We start from the raw sequence: 248 nt of genomic DNA, 5'->3' as shown, positions 1-248 counted from the left end.
AATATACTCATATCATTTAGATGATAAAAAGATCCATCAAATACGCTTGCGTTGCCGTTCGCAACGATGCCGTCTTGAATCACTAATGAACGTGGCGTAATAACTCCTGGGATAGGTTCAACGACATTAATCGCAGGTGAGTAAACCACACAATCACCTATAACCCAGACCTTATTTCCCCCACTTGAAAAGGCATCATTAATGGCTTTACTACATTTATTACCTTGATATTTCCCACCAACCAAGTC

1 pseudogene is annotated in these 248 nt (G+C 39.9%); it reads right to left on the bottom strand.

From position 1 onward, the window contains the following. Positions 1 to 248, bottom strand: a pseudogene (locus tag AB4512_RS25440) (hypothetical protein); the annotation flags it as partial.

It is taken from the genome of Vibrio sp. 10N.222.52.B7 (assembly GCF_041474275.1).
Lineage (GTDB): Bacteria > Pseudomonadota > Gammaproteobacteria > Enterobacterales > Vibrionaceae > Vibrio > Vibrio crassostreae_C.
Note: the sequence above shows the minus strand (reverse complement) of the source record. Positions and strands in the feature narration are given on the sequence as shown.